Origin of the sequence: Rummeliibacillus pycnus (assembly GCF_044359855.1) — a bacterium.
GTDB lineage: Bacteria > Bacillota > Bacilli > Bacillales_A > Planococcaceae > Rummeliibacillus > Rummeliibacillus pycnus_A.
In genome coordinates this window covers 3,955,352-3,981,026 of the sequence record NZ_CP132291.1, presented here as the reverse complement: position 1 = coordinate 3,981,026, position 25,675 = coordinate 3,955,352, and the positions used below count along the sequence as shown (strand labels likewise).

Sequence of the window (25,675 nt, the reverse complement as noted above, 5' to 3'; positions counted from 1 at the left end):
AATTTTTTCGTTCACATTCAATCATTTTAACTGATTTCATGATTTATAAATAGCTGATATTTTTGTTTATGAGGAAATAATTCATTTTCAATTATAAAAAGTGTAAGAAATCTACTCCTGCATCGTAAAAAGACCTCCCAACAATTTTATAAATTGTTGAGAGGCCCTTACTCAGTAGTCTATAATTTTTTCCTAGCGATAAACCTTTGTAATACTACGTTTTCACCAAATTCCAACGTTAAGATAACCATTTCGGTGGTGTATCCTTAGACCAGTAAATCTCCCCTAAGTTATTATGTGAGGCAAATTGGTCAACATATGTGTGATAGTGGAAATTGTAGTAGTAACCGTCGAAAGGACGGTTTTCTGTGCGTACATGGAAGCGAATGACGTCTTTTCCTGAAGCGACATTATAAATATGAAACATTTTTTCTGAGTAAGCACCACTTGGTTTTTCAGTAATTGCTAAATTTTTCATATTCGCTTGATCAACATTGTCTAAAGTCATATGAATAGCTTCTTCGATTTTAGGGAAAATAACATTGTCAAATTCATCACTGATTTTCGGTCCAATTTTACTACCGAATTTCATATAGGCTTGTTCTTTTGCTTGGTCTAAAACGTTGTCAGAAAATACTTCCGTATCTTCTATATCATTGTCATTATATACTGTATTTATGTAATTTTCTGTATTTGATGATTGTTTAGATAATTGGGTTTTATGGTTTCCACTATGCTCTAATAGGTTCTCCCATATGGCATGACTAGGTGTAATGAACCCAAGTGTTAAAACCGCAACTGTTGAAACTAATACTTTTTGAAGCCAGTTTTTCATATCAATTTCACCTACTTATGAACATTTTTAAAACATCTCATTTATACTATATACGAATTTTGTAAGTAAAGGTTCCATCTTTTTGTAAATCATTGTACAATTAATTAGAACTTATATGTAACTAATATGTTCGTTTTTGTACAGAAGGAGGGCAAATATTAATGTCAATTGCAATCGGAATTGGATTTTTGGCGCTATTATTCTATTTAATGTCTCTTTGTATTACAGACTAATGCAATCCATTATACAAAACGGGAGAACTATAGGGAGATTTCTCTCATAGTTCTTTTTTATTAATTTGCGATGCTAACGGATAGGTTACTATATTTTGGATCTTCTAATGCTTTCAGGATGAAGTTTGCAACATCTGCACGAGCTATACTTCTTCCCTTTTCTGGAATCCCCTCTACTGCTTCTCGATATTTTCCAGCTGGTGCTTCATTTGTCAAACCCATTGGTCTAACTATTGTATAATCCAAATTATTTTTCATGATTGTGTCAACAGCATGTCGATGATCGAGTAAGGGATATTTTAATGTTTTCATAACCATCTTCCCAGAAATCCCTGGTATTTCACCATCTATACCTGCAGATGCTATATAAACTATTCTATTCACATGATCTGTATTCATTCCTAAAACGATATTTTCAATCATTTTGCTAAGTTCTGTTGATTCTTTTAATCCTTTGCTTGAAGCAAGGCATGATACTACTGCATTTTGCCCTTTTATAGCAGTTGCAACATCATCTGCTTGTAAAGCATTCCCGTGATAGATATGTAAAAAAGGATGCGAGATTTGAAGCTTCGAAGGTGTACGAACGAATGCTGTCACTTCAATACCTTTTTCAAGTGCTAATCTAACAACATGCTGCCCTACTCTTCCTGATGCACCAAAAACAACTATTTTCATCAAATACCAACTCCCTCATAATTTATTATAACGAAATCGTGGCTTTGAAATAAAGAAGGATGATTTGCCTATTTTTTAATAATAAGTTATTTATGAGTAAGGTATTCTGTAAATAATGGCCGAATAGAGAACTATCTTTTAAAACCATCTTTTAATGCAAAAAGTGACGAGAATCATTGTTCTCGTCACTTTATTAATACAATTCACAGATTTTTTTAATGTGATATTTCAATAATTCCATAATGGAACTTCGCATTCAATCGAATATCTCGTTGAAAATGATAACGTTCAAATAACGGAGACTTAAAGTGAGCTTTTAAAACTACTCGTTTTTTCGCTACACGTTTTGCCTCAGCTATCCATTCGTCTGATAATGAATCATGTAATCCAGCATTTCTTAAGGGGATAAAGTTTATTGATTCCTCTATTGTTTCCTCGAACATTGGATCCATATAAACAACATCAAATGAACGATCTGGTTGTTGCTTCAAATAATCGATTGCCAAACTTGGAATGACAGAAATTCGCTCCATACATTTTAATAGAGGCAACTGTGTAATGTCATACCTTTTCATTCCCTCACTGACGATAAACGCCACATTAGGATTGCCTTCACAGCCCACTACTTTTCCAGATTCACCTACAGCAAAAGCCGCTAACATACTATCCGATCCAATTCCTAATGTACAATCCAGTAGAGAATTGCCTTCCTGCAAATTAACAGCATCCAAAAGAGGATCATGTTCCCCTCTTGCAACACGTTTTAAGCGAAATGCAGCAGAACTTGGGTGGAAGAAAAATGCCTCTTTTGCACCAAAAGGATAATATTCAAAACGATTTTTCCCTGCTACTACTACATTTGCATGCTCAGTCTCTGCAATTTTCATAATAGATCTTTTTTGTCTCTCTACAAATGAGGCGTAAAGTGCCTGACATGCTTTTGCAGCTAATTGACGGGACTCATTGTCAGGACGCCCGGCAGTTGTAACAATTGTTTTTATTTCGCACATACTTGGTCTAGCACACCTGCTAAATGATCACGAACTTGTTCCATAGCAAAGCCTTCAATTTGTTCACGTGGAATAAAGTAAGCTAAATTGCCATCTTTCCAAATTGCAATTGAAGGAGAGCTTGGTGGCACTTCTTCAAAAAAGTTACGTATTTGAGCAGTTGCTTCACGATCTTGACCCGCAAAAACAGTTACCAAATGATCGGGTTTGTGTTCAGCTTTCTCAATAGCAGCAGCAACAGCTGGACGTGCAAGACCTGCTGCACAACCACAAATCGAATTAATCACAATTAATGATGTTCCTTTTGATTCTTGCATATGATCAGCCACTTCATCAGGTGTTTTCAACTCTGTGAAGCCAACATTAACTAACTCTTCACGCATTGGTTTTACAATGCCTTGCATATATTCTTCGTATGCGTTCATCATTTCATCCTCTTTCTGTTATCTCTATAATCCTTGATATATCGGATTTTCATCTTTTTTATTGTAACTATAATTTCAAAGAATTTCATCTTTCTTCACTCTAAATGTTATTTTTCAGTTACTTTTTTGTTACTTTCTTAAATTCCTATAATCCTTGCTATTATTACGATACTGGTTAAAGTATAAGAAAATCCCCTCTCCTAATATATGTTGGGGGGTAACCATAACTTTTATATTCTTTGCGCATAACCAATACAATAGTTCCGAAGTGCAGTAATATCCGAACTAAATAAAAATTTTCAACATTTTTTAATTTCCAGAGGGAAGAATATTGAATTTATATAAAAATCCCCTCATTCATGCATTTTATGTATATTGATATTGGAGTCGAACTAAATAAAAAAGAGGAACCTTATTGAAAGGATTCCTCTTGTTTTTTAGATACTTCTAAAACTAACTAATTAAAAATTAAAGTTTTACAATGTTTGCAGCTTGTGGTCCGCGTTGGCCTTCTTCAACTTCGAATTCAACTTTTTGACCATCTTCTAAAGATTTGAAACCGTCGCCTTGGATTGCTGAGAAGTGAGCGAATACGTCTGCTCCGCCTTCAACTTCGATGAAACCAAAACCTTTTTCTGCGTTAAACCATTTTACTGTACCTTGTGTCATTTAAATGACCTCCATTAAAGAAATTATTAATATATAAGCTTTTTAAAAGAAAAAAATTCACATATTACAAAAAGTACCGAAGAAACACGATTACTCTTTGTAATATGCGAATTCAACTTTTTTCCTATAAAGGACTTTATTAAGTTCATTATATAGTCTAAATACACATTTGTCTAATATCATTTTAGCTCAAGAAATATAAACATTAACCCATCCGATCAATGGAAAAACTTACGCTAAATTTCAATGTTTATTCTAAGCTTAATTAACACTTAACTCTATTCTTTTCCCATGAGTACTAATGTAGCTCCTGTTAAATCGACAATTCTTTCAGGTGATACAACTAACAGTCTCCTACCATTCACTTCAACTTCTTTGCACTTTCTGAAATCCTTCTTCGAGTGAAGTGTGTGAGTGTTCATACTTTCTGGGTATGTTGCTTTTAAAAAATACTTCTTCATCTCATCCTTCCTTTCTTACAGAAGAAATTCGACAATTCAACCAAATATCCTTTAATCCAAAGGCGTTATTCCGAAAATGTTATCTAAATCGATTGGTCCTTTAATTTCCATAAACGGATCACTGTAATATAGTTCTCTAGTTTGTACGTTGATTCTTGTGATTACTCCTCGATGATATTCAAATTTCCCGTTGTTCCAAATTTTATATTCAAGTTCTAATTTAGATTTTAACGCCATCATAAGATTCATCTGCATATCATCCAGTTCCCATTCATCTAGTTGTGGTTTTTGGATATAACCATCACGTTCTCTATCTTTTTTCAAGAAATGTACATGCTCTGGCATCATCATAGCCATTGACCATTTAATGCTGCCACGATCTTTTAATTTTGCTTCTTCGTATATCTTGTATAATTCTTCTTCAGATGTCATATTACATTTCTCTCCTTATAAGTAACTGGCAACACCGCAAGAACATTAGCGATAATAAAAGTACGTTTCTCATGTTTTAAAAAACAAAATGCTTGGAACTTGTCACTAACAACTTTTATGACTTTTACTCGCCTTTTCGTGATTTCACCTGTTTTAGACATATACATAATCGTTAATAATTGATGATACTGCATAGCTTTTATTAGCTGTTCTTCCATGACGTTACCTCCTCGAAATAGAACATCTGTTCGTTTTTAGTTATTATATAGAACATTCGTTCTTATTTCAAGCATAAAAAAATGCCATACCATCATAGATTGGTAACATGGCTTTTGTTTTTGTATTCAATTTTTCAATAACTTACAAATTTTTTAGGTATCCACTACTATTTATATAGTTAATTTGATATAGTTAATTTGGATTAAGTTAGATAAAGGAGATTTTAAATGAACAAAAAAATGTATACAATTATTGCTTCAGTCGTTCTCATCGTTATCCTTTTTACTATTGGTTTTTATATTAAAATGAAACCACCAACAATAGATAAAAATGAAGAAATGACTAGCGTATTAAAATCTAGTGATTTAGCTTCTTACATAGATAAAATATCTTATAATATCTCAGAAAAGCCGGATGAAGATAAAAAATATGCTGTAGATGTCATTGTTAAGGTAAACGATGATTTTGATAAGATGAATTTATATGAAAGATATAATATCTTTAAATCTTCACTTGAAGAATTTAATACAGAAAAGGATCTTCCTGATTGCAATGATGATTCTAAGTGTGAATTTGGAGACTTTATCGTACAGAGTCCAGCGTCTAAACATACCACTGCTAATCCATTCCTTCATATTGGGATTGATAGTTATATTGTAGATGGAAAAGAATATTTTTCTAATGAACTATTTGATAAATTTGCATCTAAACAAGAAAAAAAGGATCTAGAAAAAGATATAGAAAAAGATACTGATAATACAACGGTCGATAATAAACAAAATTATTATTATACAAAAGAACAACTTGAAGCTGACCCTTACGCACCTTCTAAAGACCCTGCTGATTATAATGAAAACGGTGAATTTGTACCGAAAGATGGCCCATCAGATAATCCTGCAGATTATAATTCTGATGGAGAATATGATCCAGTTAGTGATATGACTCAAGAAGAAATCAAAGCAGAATTAGAAGATATGTTACGTAGTAAAGGTATTGGTAAATAATTTCCGCATCTACTTTTCTTAGGATAAATAATGATATATACGCTTAAATAAAAATGTACCCCTCATTAATATAGGTGAGGGGCTTTTTTCTGCTTAAAAAAGGAAGAAAGTTAAAGAAAATTGTTTAGGTAATAAATATGAAATATAAAAAGTATTTGTATATATAGCTTATCCATTACCTTAATAACAGCTTATGCAAAACCATATTAAAGTTCAAAGATGGTCACCTAATTTAGATAAATATTAATTATTTTTTATGTATTAAAACTTTGAAGCACTTCAATAATTTCTTTTTTAAGCTTTCTTAATTCTTCACTAAGTAATTGCAATTCTAATTTAATTTGTTCAATATTATATTCCATCCACTCTCCCCTCCTATTTATATAATTCAATAAATAGGCCTTAATTCCTCTATATATAGAATTAAAATGGAAAATAAGTAAATTAATTTCAGTAAAACTATTGAACAACATGTTATAATGTGTTATTATTAGTATATAGAAAGGCGGTGAATAAGTGGAATACTTAGTAACAATAATAGCCGTACTTACCAGCTTAGTTACACTTCGAAAAATCTGGCACGATGGAACGAAGAGTAAACAAGAAGCTGAAAAGATACGGCTAGAAAACAGAAAAATGAGACGTGGGGGTTAATCCCCACCCTCTTTTCTAAGTATACCATATATGATATGAAAATTTTATTATCGATACTTGTGATTCTTTGGTTAGCAATTCTGGCATTGAAATTTAGAGGACTGTATTATGAACGTCAAAAGAAAAAACTCTTAAATGAGCAGAAAGAACTTTTAAAAAGAAAGGAATAAGAAAATGGACATTGATAATTATATGACTCCGACTGAAGCTGCCTTTCGGTGGGGAATTCCTACATCAACAATGCAAGAACGGTTGAAGGGGCGAACCAATAAAATGGCTGTAGAACTGCAACAATTGAAAGAAGAAGGTTTGATTAAGCACTTTAAACTACCTGATGCAAAACGGGGAGAATGGATTATAACCGTTAAGGCTATGGAGAAATGGTATGGACCTGAACCAACTAATTAAAAAATGAGCCCCTCGCCTATATTGGTAAGGGGCTTTTACCTACTTATTTCAATTTAATTTTCTGACCAGCATAAATTAGATTTGGATTTTTTATTCCGTTCAATGCTTGAAGCTTTGCAACAGTTGAATTGTTATTGTGAGCAATAGCGCTTAAAGTATCTCCTGATTTCACTGTATAGATGGTATTCTTTACTTTGTTATTTGTTGTCTTATTGGTAGTGGAAGATGTTTTTACAGGTTTACTTACTTGAGTGACTTTTTCCTCACCAGTAAACCATTTAAGCGATTTGCTACCTGTTAATCGATTTAAGTCCACTCCTCCATTAATTCCTGCAATTGTTCCTTTATCCGTATATTGATGTAAATCACAAGGATACTTAGGTTCAATTATAGATTTACCATCTGCAGCATAACGTGGAATCCATACAAAGTCTGATTTTGAATAGTCTAAGTTGAATGAATCGTATAGATGATGAGCTACATAAATACCGATTTTTTTAGCTCCTTGTTTTCGCAGTTCTGCAATAAATGCATTGGTACCTGCTCTCATATCTTTCATAGTTGCCACTTCTACATCGGCAACAAAGAACTTCGGTTTGTGTCCACCAGCTGTAGCACGATTATAAAAGTCTCTAGCTTCAACTTTAGCATCCTCAACACTAATAAAACGTGTGAAAGCATAGACACCAAAAGGAATTTTGTATTTATCGCAACCATTTGCATGGGTTTGATAAACCAAATCTTTTGTTGTAGATCCATCCTGTACTCGTAGGATTGCTAGGTCACAGTCAGTAGCTAAAGCCTTGTAATCAGCGTTTGGTTGCCATTTTGAGATATCTACGATTTTCCCCATATTATTTTAACCCCTTTTCTTTTAAGTGTTGTTCTTGTTCACGTGCTTGTTTTGTTACGATATAACTATTCTTCCAAACTCCATAAATGACTAAGATGAAAGGTACTGCAGCTATTAGAACATTCACAAAAGCACCGATAGATTCTTTCGTATACCAAGTAAATCCAATTCCAATTGATTGCAAAAATAAAAGGATTGCTGATAGCAATCCTCCAAAAAGTGCAATATATTGTTTTAACTTTTCTTTTGTCATTTTACATCATCCTTTTCTACTGAGTATTTTTCGATGCGATCCACACGACTTTCTAGTGATGTTAAACTTCGATTAATACCTTCTAATGCAATTGCTGTTTTCTCTTGCGATTCATCAGAGCGTTCCAGATGATGCATAAGTTTGTTTTCACGTTTTTCTGATTGCTTCATGACGTATATCACTAATGCTATACATAATATAGACCACACGAATTGGCTTGTTGCTATTTCGCTTGCTGCTGTTACATCCATTGACTGCACCTACTTTTATGAGCCGTAAAAAGGCTAATTTGATTTTTGGCATAATAAAAACGCATCCTCATAGATACGCTAAAAAAATTTTATATAAAAACACACCCAATTGGATGTGTTTTGTAAATTTATTTTCCTTTAAAAAGATAATTATGCATTTTTTCAGAATCTCTTTCTTTTACAATTTTTATTTTTTCAGTAAATTCTTCTTTTGTTATAAGATTTTTTGACTCCAATAACTCAAACAATGCGGTTATTTCTGTCCAGTTTATCATACTAACCACTGATTGTCCTACTTGAAGCGACCATGGTTCTTTTCCGTCTGTTTCTTCGTATGTTACATTAAGTTCATACTTCTTATTTCCGAAATTATCTTTTTGGTAAGAATATGAATATACGTTTCTTTTAGCTTTTATTTCAATTTCTTTTTCAGGGATTTTTATTTCAACAATTCCAGATCCAAGAGAGTTTTCATATAATTTCTTTTCAGATTCTCCATTTACAATTAAAGAAAATTCAATTACTTTAATTTCTCCCTGTTCTTCTTTATTAGAAATTAAAACATTAATGCCATCAAAATGAACACCATCTACTATGACTAGCATTTTTTAACACCTCATATCCTAACTTTTGAAATACTATCTCTTAAATAAATTTCGTTCTTTTATCATCTTTCTTTTCTAATGCAACTACTCGTTGTTTCAACGAATCAATTTCTTTTTGCAATTTTTCATTTTCTTTATTTACTATTTTAATAATTTCATTTTCTAACATCTTTTGAAGTTCTCTTTCCGAAGTCATAAAAAATTCATCTCCTCTCTATCTACTAAATTTCGACAAAGAGGAAGAGTTTACCTTTAGTAAATTACGTTTGTTACTGATAATTTATTTATATTTCACCTCTTGTACATAATTGTGCTTGTTAATTTAAATCTTTGTCTGTTATGTTTTCTTTACTATAAACGGATGTGAATACATGAATATTATCATTCAAGAAACGCCTATAGCACTATTTGAACTTGATGAAGTTGAAGTAACTACTTTAAGTGATCTTTATAATTATTCCATCATCAAAGAACAAGTTTTATCAAGTCGATAGGAAACACTTTAATTTTACGTTTCCTTTGTATGAATTTATTAATAAATAAGTAAAAGAAAAAGAGCATTCAGTATAAACTGTCTGCTCCTTTCAGATAATAAAAATGACGCTAGTCGATTGACTAAGTTTGTTGCTCATCATGTTCCTGACATTCAATCGAAAGTCTACATGTACTTTCAGATCATAGCTTATCTAAAATCTTGAATTTGACGAACATTTTTGCAAAAAACATGATAGTCTAGATCATTGTGTTCTATTAGTCCAATGTATGCATACGAATTTGAGTCAAAATCAATCACTTCATTAGGTTGATAGATTCGGAATTCCATATCACAAAAACCATCTTGAATTTGATTTTCAATATAGGCTACTTTTACTAAATCACCATCTAATTTAATCCCTAAAAATTCATGGTTAAACGGAAATTGGATGGTTTGAACTTTTGTTAAATTAATATAAGTTGTTCTTAATACTTTCAATATCTTCCCCTCCTTATACTGTTTTCAATCAAAAATTGAAGTGTAATTTAATTATAGATGTTTCCCAAAAAATAAAAAAGACTTATCGGCTATCGTTTAACTACTGGATTTAATGAATTAAATTTACGTTTCAATATACTGATAAAATCAGGCTTATCTTTATCAAACACTACTTCGATACGCATTCCTGATTCTTCGTAGATCTCTTTTACTTCGGTTATACGAGCGTCCATGGTAATACCCCAGTCTTTATTTTTCTGTGTGGTAATATCACCTAAATCCCAATCTCTTTCATAAACAAATGGTGACTTTGTAAGGATTTGTCCTTCCATGTAAATTTCTTGTTTATACTCATCTAATTTCTCATTGCCTCGGTCTCTTAAATCAGCTTCAATATCTGCAGTTGGTCTTGGTACATCTACTGTCGTAGACATACCACTTTCATCTGTACCGTCTTCTTGAGTAACCTCTTCAACATCTCGAGCATCAACGAATAATTCATAGCGATCTAAACCTGTTTCAGTATCACCAATCGTAATGATACGCCTTTCAACTCCCTCACCTTGACCAGCAACATAAGCCATGTTTTTGTAATCAAGATAAGATTCAGTGTATCCCATCGATTTAAGACTATTAAACTCAGGAGAAAAAATGACAGGTGGATTATCCCGTTGAATTGCAACCCTGTTAACACCTTCTACCACATCAAATACAAACTGTTTATTTTTTAGGTCTACGCTGATGTTCCAACCCAAACCGCTCTGTTGTGATATAGTAGTCATTTCATCAGAAAGGACATCGAAACGGGCTGAGCGATTAATTGTATCTCCTCGTTTTTGGTCAGGAGCAATAACTAGATTAGGGATTTTTCGTTTTGCATCAACTGTATTAACAGCACAAACATTTACATAGTGCTTCATGACCGTTTCCGCACTATCGTTGATTACATCATTCGATTTACCATCTGGCGGTAGAATCAGTCGTTGAGTAAGCCATGCTTTCAACGGTTTTGCTTTGATGATCCAGTTCTCTGTCTCCTTTCCGTTTTCATCGAGCTCTATTTCTCGATGCTTAATCTGATATACCTTGTGCAACTGGTTATGTGGAAATATGATCCTATCTTTTATTAGCTCACTTGCGCCTCGCATATACCGATTGATTTTAAGCTCAACATCACCGATTTCATGGTGTTTACGGGTAAGCTGTAAAGATTCATATTTGGTTAGTTCATCGATTAGATTAAATTCTAGGTCTATGATTCTTAGTGATAACATGACACACCTCACCTCATTATTGCAAAATTAATACCCATCACAATAACTGTGGAAGGCATATAAAAAGCACACCCATTTGAGTGTGCTTTTACAAATAATAATTGTTATAATTCTATTAAAACTCCATCAACTATAACACTACCTTCATGGATATTTACCATATTTGATACCCTGTTTTGAATCTCTGATTTTGCTTTATTTTTCAAAACCCATGATTCTATAGCAGTACATACATCTTCACAAAATCTATCTACTCTTAATATTAAACTAGTATTAACTCTATTATTGTGTGAACCTTTGAATTCTCCATCTACTATCTTTGGGGCCATAAATATAAACTGTGAAAGCACCTTTTGTTTATCCTGGTCACTAATATCTGCAGAACCGCCATGCAAATAAGAGCATCTTAGGGCATAGGCATCATTTCCATTTAAATGAACTTCTTGTTGACCTTGTGTCTCAACAGTATATTTAGAAAGCATATATTCATCAAACCACTGAATATATCTTTTGCTTGAATATAACTTTGGATTTTCCAATTCACCACAAATATCAGGTAGTGTTAAAGCTGTTGTTAAAGCTGCATACCAATTCTCATTCTTTATAGCTATTCTTACTGAACTAGTAAAGTTTGAAATGTTTTTTTCGACTTTAATTTCGCTGTCTATTATACTCACTCCTCTCTATCTCTAAACTTCGACAAAGCGGAAGAGTTTACCTTTGATAAATTTCAGCTACTTTTGACAATAAAAATAACGCTAATCGATTGACTGCGTTTACTGAGCTACATATTCAATACTTGTAATTATCTCATACTGTTCTGTAGAAATCATATTCGTTACTACAAACCCTTTAAGACTTTCATCAGTATATAAAGGGTGTTTCAAATCATAAAATCTTTTCACTGTATTGTACCACATGTTACATCGCTCCCATTTTTAGATTCATAATTTCAATTACTGCATTTCCAAGATCCGTTTCCAATTGGCTAATTTTCATTTTGTCTTGCATAGATTCAAATACCATTGTTGCTACATCATTTTGTGTGTTCTCAATACCTTGTTCTTTTTGTTGTTCTTGCTCTTTTTCTATTCTAAATTCAAACAAATCTTTCTTCTTAATAACTTGTAACATAGTCACACCGCCTTTCTAAATATAAGAAAATCCAAGAGCCTTAATATAGCTATAAGTACTAGCTGTATTTTTAAGGACTTGGATTTTTACGTTGACTGCATAATTTTCAGCTGTTTTCATTCGGTTTGTGAACTTGTATGCTTCCCCTGCTAATACTGCCGATGTTACATCTTCCCAAGTAGGCGAAGTATCTAATCCGTTATTACAAATGAATATTTTAAAATCTGCATTTGTTGCAATGGTACGGATCACTCGAACTAATACTTCCAAAGGTTGAACTGATTCAGGTATAAGACTTGCCGGTTTAAAGTATGCAACTACTCTATCTTCCTTACGTGTAAATGTGATTGTTCGTGTGGTTGATAAAGAACCATCACTCACAGTTATAGTAAGTGTAGTTGCTGTATTAACTGGCATTTGCTTCCACACACTGGATAAGTCAGCTGTGTATTTCTGACCACGCACAGCATTTGTAATGGTACGAATTGTAACTCCATTAGCTTTTTCTGTGATTGTTAAGTTGTCTGTGCTATTAGCATCATTGACTGTGTAATCGTATGTGAATGGGTCTGTTTTTTGACCAACATTTGTATCTGAACCACTGATTGTTGGTGCTTCGTTGAATACTAGGCTATATACTCCAGATGAAGCTGTATCAGATACTGTTGTGCTAGAATATATACGCATTGCTGGTCTAGCGTAAGTAGATGTTGAGTATTTACCGACTTGTCCATTTATACCACCGTACGTAACTACACAATATACACTTGTGGAGTCGTTAGGCACAATTGATCTAGTCCAATATTGTCCACCTGCAGTACGTCTACTATCTGAACTAAAATATGGTATTAGAGACCCTTCAAAAGTTCCACCGCTTATTTCTGACAATGATAATGCATAAATTAGTCGTGTTAAATCTACAACAATAGTATCATTTGTATGCGATACTATTGTTGTAGTTAATAATTTACTTTTTAAATCATTAGATAGCGTATTATAAAATGTTGTTCCAAAATACGTATCTAATTCTGAATTTGGATAGACGCCAGCATTTGATGAAAACTTTACTAAATCGGCTACCGTTTCTTTTATTAACGTAGTATATCCACTACCCTGTTCAATAATAATCCAGTTATAATTAGCAGATGGGTCTTTGACTAAACTCCCAACAGATAAATTACTAATCGCTTGTACCATTGAAATCACTCTCCTTTCTAAATATAAAGTCTCTTATTCGTAGTATCATAAATACCATTCACTAACTCTATATCATTCAAGTTTTGGAATGTTTCAATCATGATGTTTGCGTTAACTCCTGTTAATAATGAAGCTTTCAACATTTCAAGTTCAATCGCTACGTCAATTAGGTTGCTGTTGGTATCAATCATTTGTTCTTCTAAGATGTCAGTTCGAATGTCCAACGCTTCAATCAAGGTGTATAGATTGCTGACTGTGTTTGTCGAAAGTGTAGATTTTACTTCATTAAACCAATCTTCAAACTCTAAACGCTTCTCATTTGAAAAACGACCAAACCAGTATGAATATTGTTGTTGGAATACTGATGTTGGTACTGTAATTAAAGACTGAACTATTCCGCATAAATTCTCATCACTTCGTTCATCTGTTAAATCATCTGCTAGTAAAGTGGCTGTATTTGCTCTTACTAATATTTTGGCAAGTGATAATTCCCAAATGTACTGATCACGTTGTAATTCTGGTGGAACTGGATTACTTGACGGTGTTCCTTTCTTCACAAACGCGCGAATGTAACGATTAGCGTTACTTAAATCAAGTCTTAGGACAATACGGTCTATACGGTTTTGTGAAACTTCTGGTAAATCATGTTGCAAATAAAGTGGTAACGTATTTTTATATGAGTGACCCTTGATTAATGCTTTACCAGGCTCTACATAAGTTTCTAAAGTATCAGAATTAACTTTCACCATTAGTCCATAAGCATTTTCACTAAGTAACAAACCACTTGAAAGTACATCTCCAAAATAGTCCGCAAAGTCGCTTGCATAATGCCAGCGTTCATCACCGGGAGCCGAGTTAAAAAACTTAAATATTTCTGCCATTTTTTCACCTTCCTAAACTGCGTTATAAAGCTTTTTCCATGATAAATTCAGTATCGCTCCTTGCACATTACTGTCCGCTGTATAAGCAATCTCATTCTCTCCGAGTGTTAGTCTAAAGGTAGATAAAGAAGAGTCTAAGTCTAGCCAGTGCATGACGTTTCTTGCATTACCTTTTTCATCCACAAAATAAACTCCGAAATCGTCTGGGTCTGTATCAATTATCATTCGTTCTCCTTCTAATAATTCTTGGTTAACTTTGATAATTTGATTAGTTGTTCGATTCAAAATCATAGGGTTCAACGCTGGACCAAAGAATTCAATTTGTAATGGTGCTGGTGCATCGCCGTTGTTGTCTATGATTCTCTCATCACGTTGAATCCCCATTTGAAATGGTTGACTAAAAGGGAATTGGAATAAAGGCTTAAAAGCCGGTTCTTCTTCAATCGCAAGTGATTTCCAAAATGGATTGTGAGCAACAAGTGATACTGAAGCACTTTGAATTTTTTCTACTCGATCTGAACCATCTGGATATTCTGGAACACCATCGGCAACGCAAGTGATGATTCTCACCACTGCATCATTTTCATACCTCAAAATCCCTGGTCCTAGCTTTGGGTTAAGTATCCTAGCAACCTGCGTACGCATTTTTGATACATCGCCATAGGATTGTGAATTATCAGCAACAATTAAAAATTTAATCCCTATTTCACGTTCATCTAAGATTGCATCAAGATATGTTGAACCATCTTGAAAGGGGCTTTTTTGAGATTGAATTTGTGCTGATACATCACCAAGACCCGTAATTTCTTGCAAATAAAAAGGAGCATCAGCAAATTTCACTGACTCCCCTCTACTGTTTGTAAAAGTAGCTGTTTCCATTTGTGACCTCCTATACGAATTGCAAACCAAGTTTTTGAAGCTGGCGTTTTTGTTGTCTAGCCATTTCAGCTTCGGACATTGGACGGGTATTGTAGTGGTTATGGATTTCGGCTGTACCTCCACCAGAGCCATTATCTCCATCAACTTCTACCTTGACTTTAACAGCTAATTCTTTGCTAACTGTAGATTGTAGCGATGCACTATAACCTAAGGCATCGGTTTGTACTAATGATTCAGCAAGTTGTGTTTTAACACCATCCGCAACGTTTTGAGCAGTTTTAACAGCATAAGATTTCATGCGTTCCATACCATTACTAATGCCAAGGATTAAATTTTGACCAATCATCTTGTCACCCCAACGAGATGGTGAGTGAATATCTAAAGCCGATTGAATTGTCTCTTTAATAGAATTTGCAATCGATTGAGCTTGAGCAAGTAAAGATGGTGTAAGCTCTGTTAAACCATTCTGCATACCCTTGATGACATTACGACCAATTTGAGGCATTGATTTTGTAAGAGCATTGAACTTGTCAGTTGTTTGACCTGTAAGGTCTTTAATAGCTGTTTGCCACTCCGCATTGTATGTTGCAAGTTGCGCTGCAGTATCAGTTCGTAATTGTGCTATCTGTGCATCTGTATTTGCTCGTAAATCTGTTAATTCAGAAGTTGCTATATTCGTAGCAAGTTCTGATTTTTCTTGCCACAAGCCTACATAATCTTGCAACTCTGTATCAGATAAAGTATTTAAGGCAGCGATTTGACTTGCAGCACTCGGACCTAATGCTTGTAACTCTTGTAGTAATCCTTTGTCAATTCCTCTAGCTGCTAAACTTGCCATGTTTTCAGACCAAGAACGTATTGTGTTTACTTGTGCTTGCAAGTTGTCTTTCAACTGCTGGCCACTGGTCTCAGCAGCATCTGGTATTTCATCAAAAATACCCACAAAGTTTTTAATTGTATTAGCACGATCTGCTAAGGTTTTGTCGTATTCATCATTTAAAGCCTTTTCGCCATCAATCAGTTTTTGATTAGCTTCTTGGATTTTTGCTGTAAACTCTTCGTTTAGAGCTATCAATCCATCATAGATTTCTTTCTTTTTGTTCGCTGCTAGTTGCTCAAAGTATACACGTTCTTCACTGTTTTTCTTGTACTTCTTAGACATATCTGTAAGGAGTTGAACTTCTTGTGCAGCTGTCAATTTACCAGCATTTAATTTCTTCTCATAGTAAGCTTTATCATCATCAAACTGTTCTTTAATCATTTGTTTCTTTGCTTTAGAAATCTTTACATCTATCTTAGAAATAGCATTTGTTACACTGCTATACTTGGATTTCATGTTTTCTAATGACTTAATGTATTGTGATTCATCTATTTTGCCAGCGCTATACTTGTTATTTAGATTAGCTAATTCAGCATTGAAGTCTTGTTGTAACTTTACTTGTTTTGCATGACGTTCTTTTTGAGCTTGCACTGCTTTTGCAGTTGTAGCCTTTTGGATTTTAGCTGCAACTACATTCTGAGCATTTGCAACCGACTTATACTTATTCCCTAATGCTTTAGCTTGTTTTACATAGCTTGAAGTACTAATTGAGCCAGCTTGTAGTTTAAGATCTAGCCCACGCATACCTTCATTAAATGCCTTTTTAGCTGCAGCCGCAACTGATCTTGCAGACTTAGAAACAATTCCTTTTGTCTTAGAAATACCTCGAGCATAACCTTGACCTGTATATTGACCTTGTTGATCCATAACACGAGAGGGTGAATGGATATCCATGAATCCGGTAATTGCATCTTTGGCAGCTTTTGCAACTGATTTTGCAGCACTAGCAACATCTTTTACCTTAGAAGTAATACCGTTTATCAAGCCTTGTATGATGTGCTTACCAACTGCCACTAGGTCAATGCCATCCAAGAATGATTTGGCTTTATTCCAGCCGTTTTCTACTTTCCCCTTAATCTCTGACATCTTATTTCCTACTGCGCTAACCATCTCACGGAACTTATTAGTTACAGCAGACACCATTTCAGAAACTTTGTTGGATGCAGACGTTTTCAGTTCGCCAAATTTATTAACTACACCTGTAACTAATGAAACTACTTTATTGACTGCTGATGTCTTTAATTCATTAAATTTGTTAACCGTACTAGTAACAAGACTTGTGATTTTGTTGATCGCACCAGTTTTTAATTCGTTGAATTTATTTACTGCTGATACTACTAAATTTGCGACTATAGATATCACTTTTGACTTAAGTTCGTTTATCTTAGTAGTTGCTTGTGTTTTTAAATCATTAAATTTAGCTATACCTTTTGCAGCTAATTCACCCAATTTCAAAACTACGACTTTAGCTAACTCTGTACATTTTTCTTTAATCGTATCCCAGTTTTTATATAGAGCAACTCCGACTGTAATAAGTGTTGTAATAACAGCTACTGCTATACCGATTGGTCCAGTGAGCAATCCTAATCCTCTAATCAACCAAGGGAGTGCCTTAGATGCTAGATTAATAATAGTTGTAGCAACTGATGTAATTTTCGGTATTAAGCCAAAGATACTTGATGCAAATGAAGTAATAGAAGGGATTATCTTTAAAAATCCTGTACCAACACTCAATATCCATGGCAATACTACCATAATCACACCTGTAAGCGATGTAACAATCGCGATTATTTGACCTATAACTGGATTACTAGACATCATATTATTGGTCCAAGATAAAAAGCTATTAGCTAATTCAAGGATTTTTGCACCTAATGGTGCCATCCCAATACCTAGATTGACTATAAATGTTGTTAAATTTCCGATTAGCGACATTACTGATGGTGCGGTTTGAACCACATAATCACAAAACTGTTGAAATGCTTTATTTTCAGAAAGAGATTGGCCCCATTCTTTAAATTTAGACATCATGTTTTGCAATGAAGTAAGCATATCCGAACTCATTGGAGCAAATGCTGAAAACGCGCCTACAATGCCTAAAATTGCATCACTAAAAATACTTTTAATCTTTGGCATGTTAGTTTGAACATAGGTAATAAACTCTTGAAACTTCTCTGATTTACTCAACCCTGCCGACCAAGTCGCAAATGATTGCGTCATTGATAAAAAGCCTTTTGATGTGCTATCTGCTAGTGGTGCAAATGCAGTTAACATGCTTGCTAAACCTTTAAATACGTTTCCAAACGCCTGTCCAAATCTTATGAGCATTGGTGCACCAGTCGTATTCAAGTAGTTTAGAAACTTCTGAATTGGTGGAGAATCAATATTCTTTTGCAAGCTAGACATCAATTTATCAACTGCTTGAGCACTTGAAACAAATAAAGGCTTTAGAGTATTGAGAATGCTATTTGTTACCTGCATAGCCTTATTAGTTGCAGACAAAATCGGTTTTTGTGTTGCTTGAGTTAAGCTTTGATATGTAGCTTTAACACTCTCAATAGATGCTTTCGTCTGTTTTTGTGATTCATTCAATACAGCATTTTTTTCATAGAGGGCTTTAATGTTTGATGTTGCCATCATTGCAACAGAACCAATACTTGCATAAGCAACTGTAAATGCTGCACCTAAACCTGCAGCTTGTCCTGCAACTGTTCCTATTACTGGGCCTAGTGAACCAATTAGACCACCTAAATTGGCTATAATAGGTGATATCGCTGGCAATACAGAAATAAATGCACCTTGTAATGATGTACCAATAATCTCACCAAAATTCCTCATTGATGATGCGATTTTGCCCATCATTTGTTGACCAGCTTTCCAACCTTCACGGAAGTTGTTCCAGTCTGCTTTAACTTGAACAACCACTTTTGAGCTAGATAAGGCAAGCATCTTAGCCTTTAACATTGCGTTAGCTTTGTTAAAACGGCTTATGTCAGCTCCGATGTTTGCATCACTTCGCTTATATTGAAGACCTGTAAGCGACTTGCGTACTAACATCATCTTGCGATTAAACTCACGTACATTGGCACCAATATTAGCATTAGCACCTGTTGCCGTTTTTCTTATCGCTTGATCAACTTGTTTCATTTTTGAAATAAAGTTCTTTATGTTAGCACCAACAATGGCATTAAACTTATCAACTGACATACTCTCACTCCTTTACAATGTTTTTAGTGATATTCGCTTCATTGCTTCTTGTGCTTTTCTATGTCGTGTGAAGTCTTTCGGAGGCTCTTGAATGCCTAAGATTTCACGGCGAGTCTTATCTGCATTAAACAACTTCTTAACATTCACACGCTTTTCATTTTGCGCTCTAGCTATAAATATCGCTTGTACAGACATGTCTTCATAATTCTTGATGTCACGTAACATAGCACCTTTCATCAAGTTGTTATACTCATGTAAGGTCAAACTGTATAAATACGTTAGATCAACAATGTTTAGATATTGAACCGCATCAATTTCTAAGCGGTCGAAGTCTATGCCTCGATTTCTGCCTTCGATTTCATCATGCGGTCGTACATCATTTTGTTTTCCGCTTTCTCTTCGTCCGTTTTCCCGAAGTCCTTCGCTTGTTCGAACGCTTCCCAGTACTCCCGAACCTGTTTCTTGAAAAAACCCGATGATTGAATAACCTTGTATGCTTCTTTTAGCAATGGTTCTGTATCTTCGTCTTGATCAATACGTTCTTCTAAAGCTGTTTCAATTTCTGAGAGAGATGGTTTTCCTTTAGCTAAATGAGCTAATGCACTATCCCAAAAGGCTGGTAAGAATGTTACATCGCCACCAACAAGTCCGGTCAAAATGTTTATCAGACCGTTTTCTAACTTGCCTGTTTGTTCGTTAAATGTTCCATATTGTTTATCTGCATGTTTTAAAAATGCGAATGACGGCTTTGCCTCATAATCTTTTTTACTAATTGTTAATGTAGCCATATTTGCGATTCCTCCATTTTTTTAGATATTAAAAAGCGAGAGCAAAAAGCCCTCGCCTAGTTATTATTGTTTAAGTCCAGTTGGTGCAGCTTTACGATCATCAGCTTCACCTTGATATTCGCCTGGTTTTTCAAATCCATATTGACCAAATTCAATGACTTCAATTGGTAATTTATCAATCTTACCTTCTTTTGCTGTACCATAAACTTGTAACGTGCCTGATACTTCTTCATAACCATCTTGAGAGTTTGAACGTTCAATAGATTCAACAATGCAATAAGCAAATAACGCATCATGTTTATTGTCATCGCTAAGCTGAACATCAACTTCCCATACTTTCAACTGCTTTTTATTACGAATAGCATTGATAACAGCCATTTGCCCTTCGTCTTTACGTTCTCCGTATGCACTAAACTCAAATGATTCTGAGTTATTACCATAACCAACGATACGGCCGAACTTCGTTTGTTCATCTTTCATATCTGTTTCAAGTGAATAACTTGATTCTGTTTGGTTGGCAATAACAAGCGCTGCCGTACCAAATACTACATCAACCGGTTGTACTAAGAGAATCGTATCCTTACCGTTCTTCATTTATCATTTCTCCTTTTCTAGTGATATTTTCAAAGTAAAAACGCCATGACGGTGAATACCATCGATGTCTGTAAAGACACGAGCATCACTGTATGACGTTTTTATTGTTTTATAGCCTGTTACAGCTAGTTTGTATATAAAGGCTTCATGAACAGCAGATAAAATCTTATAAGCCTCACTATTACCTTTGTAGTTGCTCCAAATATGAAGAGTAACTGTTAAATCGGCTACATCATTATTTTTTACACCAAATGGATCTATACTTGGCTCACCAACGACTACATACGGGTATGGAGTTGATTCAGTTACATAATCATATATTCCTGATTGTTTATCAGCTTTATTGAGTAGGCTCGTGATATTGCCGTCTCCACGCAACCTATCTAATATTGCTTTCTGAGTAGGCGCGAATGCTAATGACATTTAATCACCGCCCTAACTTTTTCATTTCTTGAACATAATACTTTCTCCCGATTTCAATAGCTGGAAACCAGTAGGGGTGTGCTTTCATCCCTTTAGTAAATACAAATTCACCATATCTCTCGTCATAGAAAACCCAACCGTCTTTTCTTCCGTTTCCATTAGTCGCATAGATACCTGTACCATATTCGATGTATATTCCGTAGTCAGCTCCGACAGAGATAAGAGCAGTCAATCCATCAACAGACGTATCGACTACAATAGATTGTCGTAAAAATCCTGAGCTTTCTGGTGCAAGCGCTCTTGCCTCACTCTGTATGAGCATTGCTGTCTCATGAATAATACGTTTAACTTCTTTTTCAATCTTTTCAGACCATTTATTTATCGCCCGTTCAAGCTCTTTGCTACCAAAACGAATTATTGTCATAACGGGACCTCTTTCAGCTTTACACGATAGATTTCATTTGCTCCACCTTGGTCCATAGGTTTGCCAACAAGTTCATATTCAACATCCTCAAAACGCACAAAATACTTGTTTAACAGCTTGTACTCGTATGGATAATACAAATACCTATCGAATGTATTTTTCAACTGCATAGCTGTGTATTGCTCGTCTGAAGACGGTGTATCAACAAAGCATTCCATCGCGAAAAGTGTTTCTGGACCACCTTCGGTAAAACCTCCAGAATCATCCTCGACACCTTCTGTAATATGGAATATTTCTACTTCATGTGGGAATTCATCGTAATGCATGGAACCTCACCTTCTTGAAAGGTCTTAAAACACTGTAAATGGATTCTGGAAAATCAGTAGCGTATGAATAGCTAACTGAACCCATACTACGCGAAGTCAAACCTCTTTGAGTTTTAAGATTATACTCAATTCCTTGCCCGATAAATATTTTAACTCCACCTTGTAAATTTTCTTCATCGAACTTGTTATTACAATATTCAATAGCATGATCTAATAGCAAATTAGCCATTATTCGAACGTACTCATCATCCTTATCTGTTTTAACTTTTGCAATAACCTTCAATTCTTCTAATTGTTCTGTTGTAGGAAATGCCAAATTATTCACCTACAATCAACGCGATAAGTTCATCCTTTTTTGTTTTTCCTGTATGATCAATTTCTTCTTTGTCTAGAAAGGCTTTTAAGTCATCAACTTTAATTTTTTCTAGTTCTTCCTTAGATAATGCAAATAGATCAACATCACCATCTAGTTGAGTTACTTCACCATCCACCAATTCATAGCCTTGATCTTTGTAATAAACTCGATATGCCTTTTCGGATACTTCTAATTCTTTCTTACCCTTTTTAACTGTCACTGAATTAGCCACTTAAATTCCTCCTCAAATTAAAATAAAGGCGACATCTAGTCGCCTAATTTTTAAGCTGTAACGTCTGGTGTCATTGCTGCAAATGATTCATCTTGTAACGTCATGAATCCGACTTGTTGAGTAACACGTAGTGCAAACATATCACGTTCGAATAAATTGATAGGTTCGTTATCTTCACCAAGTACTGTTGTTAATGTTGCATCTTCTGAAATTTTATATTCCATGCCTTGTGGGATACCGTAACGAGCCATATTCCAATCGGCAGCCATTAACAAGGCTTTTGTGTAATCCCATGATTTCGCATCTACATAACCGATTGGTAAACCAAGCGCTTGTGAAGTTGCACCTGCAGTTGCATCATTAAAAATTGGTAGACCATTACTATCTTTAGCACCACGTAATTTTTGGCGGAAACGACGGATAGTAGTAAAACCATTCACATCTTTATCCCCATCTTCCACAAGTGCTAAAATGCCATTCAATTCATCATAAAGTTTCCCTGCATCGTCATGAGCAAGAATGTTACCAGCTGTTGTTGCACGTTCAAATACGGATACACCTGTACCAAAAGGTGAGGCTGTACCAAATAGTGCAGCTTGGTCAAATTTAATTGCAAAAGCTTCAGCAATTGCAGGTCGCATTTGATTAAAGAAATCTTTTACTGTGTAGCGTAAGAACTCTTTTGAAACTGGAATAATAACACCAAGTTTTTTAGATTTCATTTTTGCAGTTAGCCATGTAGCTTTAGATGTTTGGATCTTTTCACCTTCACCAACCCAATATGCTCCAGGTCCTGTAGCTAAATAAGTGAATTCTTTTTCTGGTTTTGTCATTTCTTCAAACTTGGCAAGTTTTGTAATAGCTGATTGCTGCATGAAGTCTTTTAATACCAATGTTCCTTCATCTTTAGGTACAGCCCCTGTTACTGCATCTTGCAATAATACGTTTGCTAGATTAAAACCAGCAAAAAATTGAATGTTTAACTTTAAAGGCTTAAATGGTACATTTGTTTTCATTTACTTCTCCTTCTTTCCTAGAAATTTCGGATATTTACCGATTTTGCCATGTCTCTGATAGATTCAGTTGAACCTCCACCACCTGGATTAGATGGTTCAGGAATACGTCCACCGTCTTTAAATTTGGACTCTACTTGTGTTTGTACTGCTTTATTAAATGTTTCTTCAAACTTTGTAAGATTCGCTGTTGTATTTTCCTCGTTATCAGCAATGAAGAAATCTAATACATCAACAGGCAATCCTTTGTCGTTCGCTAGTTTAATAGCGTTATTCATTAGTTTTTCACGTTCTCGTGCCTTTTCTGATTCTTCGAATTGCTTTTTCAGCTTTTCTAGTTCAATTTCAGCCGGTGTTTTTTCAGGATTACGTTTCTTTACTTCATCATCAACTAAAGATTCGAGGTTATTCGCTTTCCATGTTTCTAGTGATTTATTGGAATGCACATCTTTCTCAGAATCAATTGCACTACGAACATCTGCATTGACCTTTTGTACCAACGCAACATCTTCTTTCTCGATAGCCTTATATAAATAAGTGTCTAGTGTTGCTTTGTCGCCACCTTCAACCAATGCTTTTAACTGATCTAAATCGTATTTCATTTCAATTCCTCCTTGGCCCTCTGCACGTTTTACCCACAGAACGCATAATAAAAAAAGCCTGTTTAATGTCTATTGCTCAAAGACGTGTATTATTTCTTTTCAAAATTAGATAATGATGCAGTGATCCAAAATCCGATTGCACAAATAAAAATTAACGTCCAGTAAGGATGTTCATAAATGTTTTCCATTATTTAAACTCCTTTCCCATTCATATCGCTCCTCTATGCATAATAAAAAGCCGTTCGCTAGAACGACTTAACCCCAATCCATCTCGAATATTAAAAACTTTATGATTTCCCATAGGAACCAACCACCAATAAGGATTATTGGAATCCCGATAATACTCATAAAGAAGCAACCACCTAAAGCCTCAAGATTAGCTAAGCAACCTTGGCCATTTTCTTGAAGTTTCTTCACTTGTTCGTCTGCCATTACCTCACCGCCTACTATCTTCTCATTTAAGTATAATGGAAATTAGTAGATTGTATGGAATTACGCAACAAATTTCTTCTCCCACTCCTCATATGTTTGGACCGGAACAACAACATTTGGTGGTTTAACCTCTTTCTGAGCCTTCTTAAGTGCCTTTGCATAAGTAAGGCCATCTTCCATGTATTTATCAATACGATCTGCAAGCTTTTGTTGATAGTTGGCATCGCGATAATCTCTACCTCTCCGAAGTTCTGGAAGCATTCCGTTTACAAGGTAAATAACTACACATCTACAGTTTATATCCATCTTAGCTACATACCATTGATGTGGTCCTTTGGCTTTCATTCCTTTAAAGTGGAAATAACCGTTTTTATCAGCTTTCTCACCATCTAGTTTTCTGTGAGCATTTCGGACATCATTATCAAGTGCTGACAACCAAACTTTCGTGACAGTTGCATATTTACTAGCTTGTTTATATACCTGTTCATCTGAAAGAGATAGTGCGCGACCTCCCTCAGTCCTAGCAACAGTCCTAGCTTTTTTCTTGCTGAAATTGACTGCATTTTCAATACGCTTCGCCATTTTCCAGTATCCTTCACCAGCAATTAATGATTGTGATATTTCAATATTTAACCTATGAACGATTTCGTTCCTATGCCTTTCAAGCACTAAAGGTAAAGTTAGATACTTAATAGCATTCCTTAATGATATTTGTACAAGGCTTTTAGCTGGTGGAGCAAAGCCCATTTCAGTACTTGCAAACACTTCAAAAAGATATGCTGTTTTCAAGTAATTCTCTACATAAATTGTTTCATTCATTTCTGCTATCATGCTAACAATGCTCTTATAATCCTCTGATAACTCTGTAGCTATGTTATCTAGCTCTTTCGATAATCGATTGTACTTATTTAAGTCTGTATAGCTTGTCTCATCGCTTTTAACAAACTTGATATACATTTTATTCAGTTCATCTAAAATGTTCTGTAAACGCAAAGAAAAGACTAATTCAATATCTGATTCAACCTTTTGGATTAGCTTTTCGATTTCTTGTTTAATTTCTTGTTGGTTCAT

Annotated in this window: 37 protein-coding genes; 3 read left to right on the top strand and 34 right to left on the bottom strand. The window is 34.6% G+C overall.

What is annotated here, in order from left to right; translation table 11 throughout:
- Positions 1-238: 238 nt before the first annotated feature.
- From Q8X41_RS19555 to Q8X41_RS19520, 8 genes are all read right to left on the bottom strand, one after another.
- On the bottom strand, positions 239-835 hold the full coding sequence (locus Q8X41_RS19555; RefSeq protein ID WP_397537901.1) for a YpjP family protein: 597 nt from the start codon (positions 833-835) through the stop codon (positions 239-241).
- A gap of 293 nt (positions 836-1,128) precedes the next feature.
- Positions 1,129-1,746 carry an NAD(P)-dependent oxidoreductase gene (locus Q8X41_RS19550; RefSeq protein WP_397537900.1) on the bottom strand — a complete coding sequence of 206 codons (618 nt, stop codon included), beginning with the start codon at positions 1,744-1,746 and terminating at the stop codon, positions 1,129-1,131.
- Positions 1,747-1,961: 215 nt separating this feature from the next.
- Positions 1,962-2,756 (bottom strand): class I SAM-dependent methyltransferase, encoded by a 795-nt coding sequence (locus tag Q8X41_RS19545; protein WP_397537899.1) that lies wholly within the window; start codon positions 2,754-2,756, stop codon positions 1,962-1,964.
- Complete coding sequence (locus Q8X41_RS19540) at positions 2,744-3,181, bottom strand: BrxA/BrxB family bacilliredoxin (protein ID WP_397537898.1); 438 nt, start codon at positions 3,179-3,181, stop codon at positions 2,744-2,746. The genes Q8X41_RS19545 and Q8X41_RS19540 overlap by 13 nt, the downstream gene beginning before the upstream one ends.
- Positions 3,182-3,649: 468 nt before the next feature.
- Positions 3,650-3,850: a cold-shock protein gene (locus tag Q8X41_RS19535; protein WP_397537897.1), complete on the bottom strand. Its 201-nt coding sequence runs from the start codon at positions 3,848-3,850 to the stop codon at positions 3,650-3,652.
- A 278-nt stretch (positions 3,851-4,128) separates the two neighbouring features.
- Positions 4,129-4,311: a hypothetical protein gene (locus tag Q8X41_RS19530; protein ID WP_397537896.1), complete on the bottom strand. Its 183-nt coding sequence runs from the start codon at positions 4,309-4,311 to the stop codon at positions 4,129-4,131.
- A gap of 51 nt (positions 4,312-4,362) precedes the next feature.
- Complete coding sequence (locus Q8X41_RS19525; RefSeq protein ID WP_397537895.1) at positions 4,363-4,743, bottom strand: YolD-like family protein; 381 nt, start codon at positions 4,741-4,743, stop codon at positions 4,363-4,365.
- Positions 4,740-4,961, bottom strand: a complete 222-nt coding sequence (locus Q8X41_RS19520) for a transcriptional regulator (RefSeq protein ID WP_397537894.1) — start codon at positions 4,959-4,961, stop codon at positions 4,740-4,742. Before Q8X41_RS19520 ends, Q8X41_RS19525 begins: the two co-directional genes overlap by 4 nt.
- 228 nt (positions 4,962-5,189) lie before the next feature.
- On the opposite strand from Q8X41_RS19520, the gene Q8X41_RS19515 reads away from it, so the two are divergent.
- Both Q8X41_RS19515 and Q8X41_RS19510 read left to right on the top strand, forming a co-directional pair.
- On the top strand, positions 5,190-5,966 hold the full coding sequence (locus tag Q8X41_RS19515; protein ID WP_397537893.1) for a hypothetical protein: 777 nt from the start codon (positions 5,190-5,192) through the stop codon (positions 5,964-5,966).
- An 828-nt stretch (positions 5,967-6,794) separates the two neighbouring features.
- Positions 6,795-7,028 carry a helix-turn-helix domain-containing protein gene (locus tag Q8X41_RS19510; RefSeq protein ID WP_397537892.1) on the top strand — a complete coding sequence of 78 codons (234 nt, stop codon included), beginning with the start codon at positions 6,795-6,797 and terminating at the stop codon, positions 7,026-7,028.
- A 43-nt stretch (positions 7,029-7,071) separates the two neighbouring features.
- Here the strand turns inward: Q8X41_RS19510 and Q8X41_RS19505 are convergent, their stop codons facing one another.
- The 5 genes from Q8X41_RS19505 to Q8X41_RS19485 all read right to left on the bottom strand — a co-directional run bounded on the left by Q8X41_RS19505 (position 7,072) and on the right by Q8X41_RS19485 (position 9,186).
- Positions 7,072-7,881: a GH25 family lysozyme gene (locus tag Q8X41_RS19505; protein ID WP_397537891.1), complete on the bottom strand. Its 810-nt coding sequence runs from the start codon at positions 7,879-7,881 to the stop codon at positions 7,072-7,074.
- 1 nt (position 7,882) lies between these two features.
- Positions 7,883-8,134 (bottom strand): phage holin, encoded by a 252-nt coding sequence (locus Q8X41_RS19500; protein ID WP_397537890.1) that lies wholly within the window; start codon positions 8,132-8,134, stop codon positions 7,883-7,885.
- A complete protein-coding gene (locus Q8X41_RS19495) occupies positions 8,131-8,385 on the bottom strand; it encodes a BhlA/UviB family holin-like peptide (protein ID WP_397537889.1) in 255 nt (84 codons plus the stop codon). The genes Q8X41_RS19500 and Q8X41_RS19495 overlap by 4 nt, the downstream gene beginning before the upstream one ends.
- 128 nt (positions 8,386-8,513) lie before the next feature.
- Positions 8,514-8,990 carry a hypothetical protein gene (locus Q8X41_RS19490; RefSeq protein ID WP_397537888.1) on the bottom strand — a complete coding sequence of 159 codons (477 nt, stop codon included), beginning with the start codon at positions 8,988-8,990 and terminating at the stop codon, positions 8,514-8,516.
- Positions 8,991-9,030: 40 nt separating this feature from the next.
- A complete protein-coding gene (locus Q8X41_RS19485; RefSeq protein ID WP_397537887.1) occupies positions 9,031-9,186 on the bottom strand; it encodes a hypothetical protein in 156 nt (51 codons plus the stop codon).
- Positions 9,187-9,361: 175 nt separating this feature from the next.
- Here Q8X41_RS19485 and Q8X41_RS19480 point away from each other — a divergent pair, with 175 nt between their 5' ends.
- The gene (locus tag Q8X41_RS19480) at positions 9,362-9,484 is read left to right on the top strand and encodes a hypothetical protein (RefSeq protein WP_397537886.1); all 123 of its coding nucleotides are present in this window, start codon (positions 9,362-9,364) and stop codon (positions 9,482-9,484) included.
- Between the two features lie 188 nt (positions 9,485-9,672).
- Here the strand turns inward: Q8X41_RS19480 and Q8X41_RS19475 are convergent, their stop codons facing one another.
- The 21 genes from Q8X41_RS19475 to Q8X41_RS19375 all read right to left on the bottom strand — a co-directional run bounded on the left by Q8X41_RS19475 (position 9,673) and on the right by Q8X41_RS19375 (position 25,675).
- Positions 9,673-9,963, bottom strand: a complete 291-nt coding sequence (locus Q8X41_RS19475; RefSeq protein ID WP_397537885.1) for a hypothetical protein — start codon at positions 9,961-9,963, stop codon at positions 9,673-9,675.
- Between the two features lie 89 nt (positions 9,964-10,052).
- On the bottom strand, positions 10,053-11,249 hold the full coding sequence (locus tag Q8X41_RS19470) for a siphovirus ReqiPepy6 Gp37-like family protein (RefSeq protein WP_397537884.1): 1,197 nt from the start codon (positions 11,247-11,249) through the stop codon (positions 10,053-10,055).
- Between the two features lie 92 nt (positions 11,250-11,341).
- A complete protein-coding gene (locus tag Q8X41_RS19465) occupies positions 11,342-11,914 on the bottom strand; it encodes a hypothetical protein (RefSeq protein ID WP_397537883.1) in 573 nt (190 codons plus the stop codon).
- Positions 11,915-12,013: 99 nt separating this feature from the next.
- Positions 12,014-12,157 carry an XkdX family protein gene (locus Q8X41_RS19460; RefSeq protein WP_397537882.1) on the bottom strand — a complete coding sequence of 48 codons (144 nt, stop codon included), beginning with the start codon at positions 12,155-12,157 and terminating at the stop codon, positions 12,014-12,016.
- A 1-nt stretch (position 12,158) separates the two neighbouring features.
- On the bottom strand, positions 12,159-12,371 hold the full coding sequence (locus Q8X41_RS19455) for a hypothetical protein (protein ID WP_397537881.1): 213 nt from the start codon (positions 12,369-12,371) through the stop codon (positions 12,159-12,161).
- A 15-nt stretch (positions 12,372-12,386) separates the two neighbouring features.
- The gene (locus Q8X41_RS19450) at positions 12,387-13,568 is read right to left on the bottom strand and encodes a DUF6273 domain-containing protein (protein WP_397537880.1); all 1,182 of its coding nucleotides are present in this window, start codon (positions 13,566-13,568) and stop codon (positions 12,387-12,389) included.
- A 17-nt stretch (positions 13,569-13,585) separates the two neighbouring features.
- The gene (locus Q8X41_RS19445) at positions 13,586-14,449 is read right to left on the bottom strand and encodes a hypothetical protein (RefSeq protein ID WP_397537879.1); all 864 of its coding nucleotides are present in this window, start codon (positions 14,447-14,449) and stop codon (positions 13,586-13,588) included.
- Positions 14,450-14,461: 12 nt separating this feature from the next.
- A complete protein-coding gene (locus tag Q8X41_RS19440; protein WP_397537878.1) occupies positions 14,462-15,328 on the bottom strand; it encodes a phage tail domain-containing protein in 867 nt (288 codons plus the stop codon).
- 10 nt (positions 15,329-15,338) lie between these two features.
- On the bottom strand, positions 15,339-19,415 hold the full coding sequence (locus tag Q8X41_RS19435; RefSeq protein WP_397537877.1) for a hypothetical protein: 4,077 nt from the start codon (positions 19,413-19,415) through the stop codon (positions 15,339-15,341).
- Between the two features lie 12 nt (positions 19,416-19,427).
- Positions 19,428-19,655, bottom strand: a complete 228-nt coding sequence (locus Q8X41_RS19430) for a hypothetical protein (RefSeq protein WP_397537876.1) — start codon at positions 19,653-19,655, stop codon at positions 19,428-19,430.
- A 92-nt stretch (positions 19,656-19,747) separates the two neighbouring features.
- On the bottom strand, positions 19,748-20,203 hold the full coding sequence (locus Q8X41_RS19425) for a tail assembly chaperone (protein WP_397537875.1): 456 nt from the start codon (positions 20,201-20,203) through the stop codon (positions 19,748-19,750).
- Between the two features lie 63 nt (positions 20,204-20,266).
- Positions 20,267-20,797, bottom strand: a complete 531-nt coding sequence (locus tag Q8X41_RS19420) for a phage major tail protein, TP901-1 family (RefSeq protein ID WP_397537874.1) — start codon at positions 20,795-20,797, stop codon at positions 20,267-20,269.
- A gap of 3 nt (positions 20,798-20,800) precedes the next feature.
- Positions 20,801-21,220 carry a DUF3168 domain-containing protein gene (locus tag Q8X41_RS19415; protein ID WP_397537873.1) on the bottom strand — a complete coding sequence of 140 codons (420 nt, stop codon included), beginning with the start codon at positions 21,218-21,220 and terminating at the stop codon, positions 20,801-20,803.
- 4 nt (positions 21,221-21,224) lie between these two features.
- On the bottom strand, positions 21,225-21,644 hold the full coding sequence (locus Q8X41_RS19410; RefSeq protein WP_397537872.1) for an HK97-gp10 family putative phage morphogenesis protein: 420 nt from the start codon (positions 21,642-21,644) through the stop codon (positions 21,225-21,227).
- Positions 21,641-21,970, bottom strand: coding sequence for a phage head closure protein (locus Q8X41_RS19405; protein WP_397537871.1), 330 nt, complete (start codon positions 21,968-21,970; stop codon positions 21,641-21,643). Before Q8X41_RS19405 ends, Q8X41_RS19410 begins: the two co-directional genes overlap by 4 nt.
- Positions 21,957-22,286: a phage head-tail connector protein gene (locus tag Q8X41_RS19400; RefSeq protein ID WP_397537870.1), complete on the bottom strand. Its 330-nt coding sequence runs from the start codon at positions 22,284-22,286 to the stop codon at positions 21,957-21,959. The genes Q8X41_RS19405 and Q8X41_RS19400 overlap by 14 nt, the downstream gene beginning before the upstream one ends.
- A gap of 1 nt (position 22,287) precedes the next feature.
- Positions 22,288-22,557, bottom strand: coding sequence for a hypothetical protein (locus tag Q8X41_RS19395; protein ID WP_397537869.1), 270 nt, complete (start codon positions 22,555-22,557; stop codon positions 22,288-22,290).
- 50 nt (positions 22,558-22,607) lie between these two features.
- Entirely contained in the window at positions 22,608-23,573 is a 966-nt protein-coding gene (locus Q8X41_RS19390) for a phage major capsid protein (protein ID WP_397537868.1), read from the bottom strand.
- Positions 23,574-23,590: 17 nt separating this feature from the next.
- Entirely contained in the window at positions 23,591-24,172 is a 582-nt protein-coding gene (locus Q8X41_RS19385; RefSeq protein ID WP_397537867.1) for a DUF4355 domain-containing protein, read from the bottom strand.
- Between the two features lie 255 nt (positions 24,173-24,427).
- Complete coding sequence (locus Q8X41_RS19380; RefSeq protein WP_397537866.1) at positions 24,428-24,604, bottom strand: hypothetical protein; 177 nt, start codon at positions 24,602-24,604, stop codon at positions 24,428-24,430.
- A 60-nt stretch (positions 24,605-24,664) separates the two neighbouring features.
- Entirely contained in the window at positions 24,665-25,675 is a 1,011-nt protein-coding gene (locus tag Q8X41_RS19375; RefSeq protein ID WP_397537865.1) for a phage minor head protein, read from the bottom strand.

Coding starts and splice junctions, on each gene's coding strand:
- Q8X41_RS19555 (WP_397537901.1), bottom strand. CDS start 835: ATGAAAAACTGGCTTCAAAAAGTATTAGTTTCAACAGTTGCGGTTTTA.
- Q8X41_RS19550 (WP_397537900.1), bottom strand. CDS start 1,746: ATGAAAATAGTTGTTTTTGGTGCATCAGGAAGAGTAGGGCAGCATGTT.
- Q8X41_RS19545 (WP_397537899.1), bottom strand. CDS start 2,756: ATGTGCGAAATAAAAACAATTGTTACAACTGCCGGGCGTCCTGACAAT.
- Q8X41_RS19540 (WP_397537898.1), bottom strand. CDS start 3,181: ATGAACGCATACGAAGAATATATGCAAGGCATTGTAAAACCAATGCGT.
- Q8X41_RS19535 (WP_397537897.1), bottom strand. CDS start 3,850: ATGACACAAGGTACAGTAAAATGGTTTAACGCAGAAAAAGGTTTTGGT.
- Q8X41_RS19530 (WP_397537896.1), bottom strand. CDS start 4,311: ATGAAGAAGTATTTTTTAAAAGCAACATACCCAGAAAGTATGAACACT.
- Q8X41_RS19525 (WP_397537895.1), bottom strand. CDS start 4,743: ATGACATCTGAAGAAGAATTATACAAGATATACGAAGAAGCAAAATTA.
- Q8X41_RS19520 (WP_397537894.1), bottom strand. CDS start 4,961: ATGGAAGAACAGCTAATAAAAGCTATGCAGTATCATCAATTATTAACG.
- Q8X41_RS19515 (WP_397537893.1), top strand. CDS start 5,190: ATGAACAAAAAAATGTATACAATTATTGCTTCAGTCGTTCTCATCGTT.
- Q8X41_RS19510 (WP_397537892.1), top strand. CDS start 6,795: ATGGACATTGATAATTATATGACTCCGACTGAAGCTGCCTTTCGGTGG.
- Q8X41_RS19505 (WP_397537891.1), bottom strand. CDS start 7,881: ATGGGGAAAATCGTAGATATCTCAAAATGGCAACCAAACGCTGATTAC.
- Q8X41_RS19500 (WP_397537890.1), bottom strand. CDS start 8,134: ATGACAAAAGAAAAGTTAAAACAATATATTGCACTTTTTGGAGGATTG.
- Q8X41_RS19495 (WP_397537889.1), bottom strand. CDS start 8,385: ATGGATGTAACAGCAGCAAGCGAAATAGCAACAAGCCAATTCGTGTGG.
- Q8X41_RS19490 (WP_397537888.1), bottom strand. CDS start 8,990: ATGCTAGTCATAGTAGATGGTGTTCATTTTGATGGCATTAATGTTTTA.
- Q8X41_RS19485 (WP_397537887.1), bottom strand. CDS start 9,186: ATGACTTCGGAAAGAGAACTTCAAAAGATGTTAGAAAATGAAATTATT.
- Q8X41_RS19480 (WP_397537886.1), top strand. CDS start 9,362: ATGAATATTATCATTCAAGAAACGCCTATAGCACTATTTGAACTTGAT.
- Q8X41_RS19460 (WP_397537882.1), bottom strand. CDS start 12,157: ATGTGGTACAATACAGTGAAAAGATTTTATGATTTGAAACACCCTTTA.
- Q8X41_RS19455 (WP_397537881.1), bottom strand. CDS start 12,371: ATGTTACAAGTTATTAAGAAGAAAGATTTGTTTGAATTTAGAATAGAA.
- Q8X41_RS19450 (WP_397537880.1), bottom strand. CDS start 13,568: ATGGTACAAGCGATTAGTAATTTATCTGTTGGGAGTTTAGTCAAAGAC.
- Q8X41_RS19445 (WP_397537879.1), bottom strand. CDS start 14,449: ATGGCAGAAATATTTAAGTTTTTTAACTCGGCTCCCGGTGATGAACGC.
- Q8X41_RS19440 (WP_397537878.1), bottom strand. CDS start 15,328: ATGGAAACAGCTACTTTTACAAACAGTAGAGGGGAGTCAGTGAAATTT.
- Q8X41_RS19435 (WP_397537877.1), bottom strand. CDS start 19,415: ATGTCAGTTGATAAGTTTAATGCCATTGTTGGTGCTAACATAAAGAAC.
- Q8X41_RS19425 (WP_397537875.1), bottom strand. CDS start 20,203: ATGGCTACATTAACAATTAGTAAAAAAGATTATGAGGCAAAGCCGTCA.
- Q8X41_RS19420 (WP_397537874.1), bottom strand. CDS start 20,797: ATGAAGAACGGTAAGGATACGATTCTCTTAGTACAACCGGTTGATGTA.
- Q8X41_RS19415 (WP_397537873.1), bottom strand. CDS start 21,220: ATGTCATTAGCATTCGCGCCTACTCAGAAAGCAATATTAGATAGGTTG.
- Q8X41_RS19410 (WP_397537872.1), bottom strand. CDS start 21,644: ATGACAATAATTCGTTTTGGTAGCAAAGAGCTTGAACGGGCGATAAAT.
- Q8X41_RS19405 (WP_397537871.1), bottom strand. CDS start 21,970: ATGCATTACGATGAATTCCCACATGAAGTAGAAATATTCCATATTACA.
- Q8X41_RS19390 (WP_397537868.1), bottom strand. CDS start 23,573: ATGAAAACAAATGTACCATTTAAGCCTTTAAAGTTAAACATTCAATTT.
- Q8X41_RS19385 (WP_397537867.1), bottom strand. CDS start 24,172: ATGAAATACGATTTAGATCAGTTAAAAGCATTGGTTGAAGGTGGCGAC.
- Q8X41_RS19380 (WP_397537866.1), bottom strand. CDS start 24,604: ATGGCAGACGAACAAGTGAAGAAACTTCAAGAAAATGGCCAAGGTTGC.
- Q8X41_RS19375 (WP_397537865.1), bottom strand. CDS start 25,675: ATGAACCAACAAGAAATTAAACAAGAAATCGAAAAGCTAATCCAAAAG.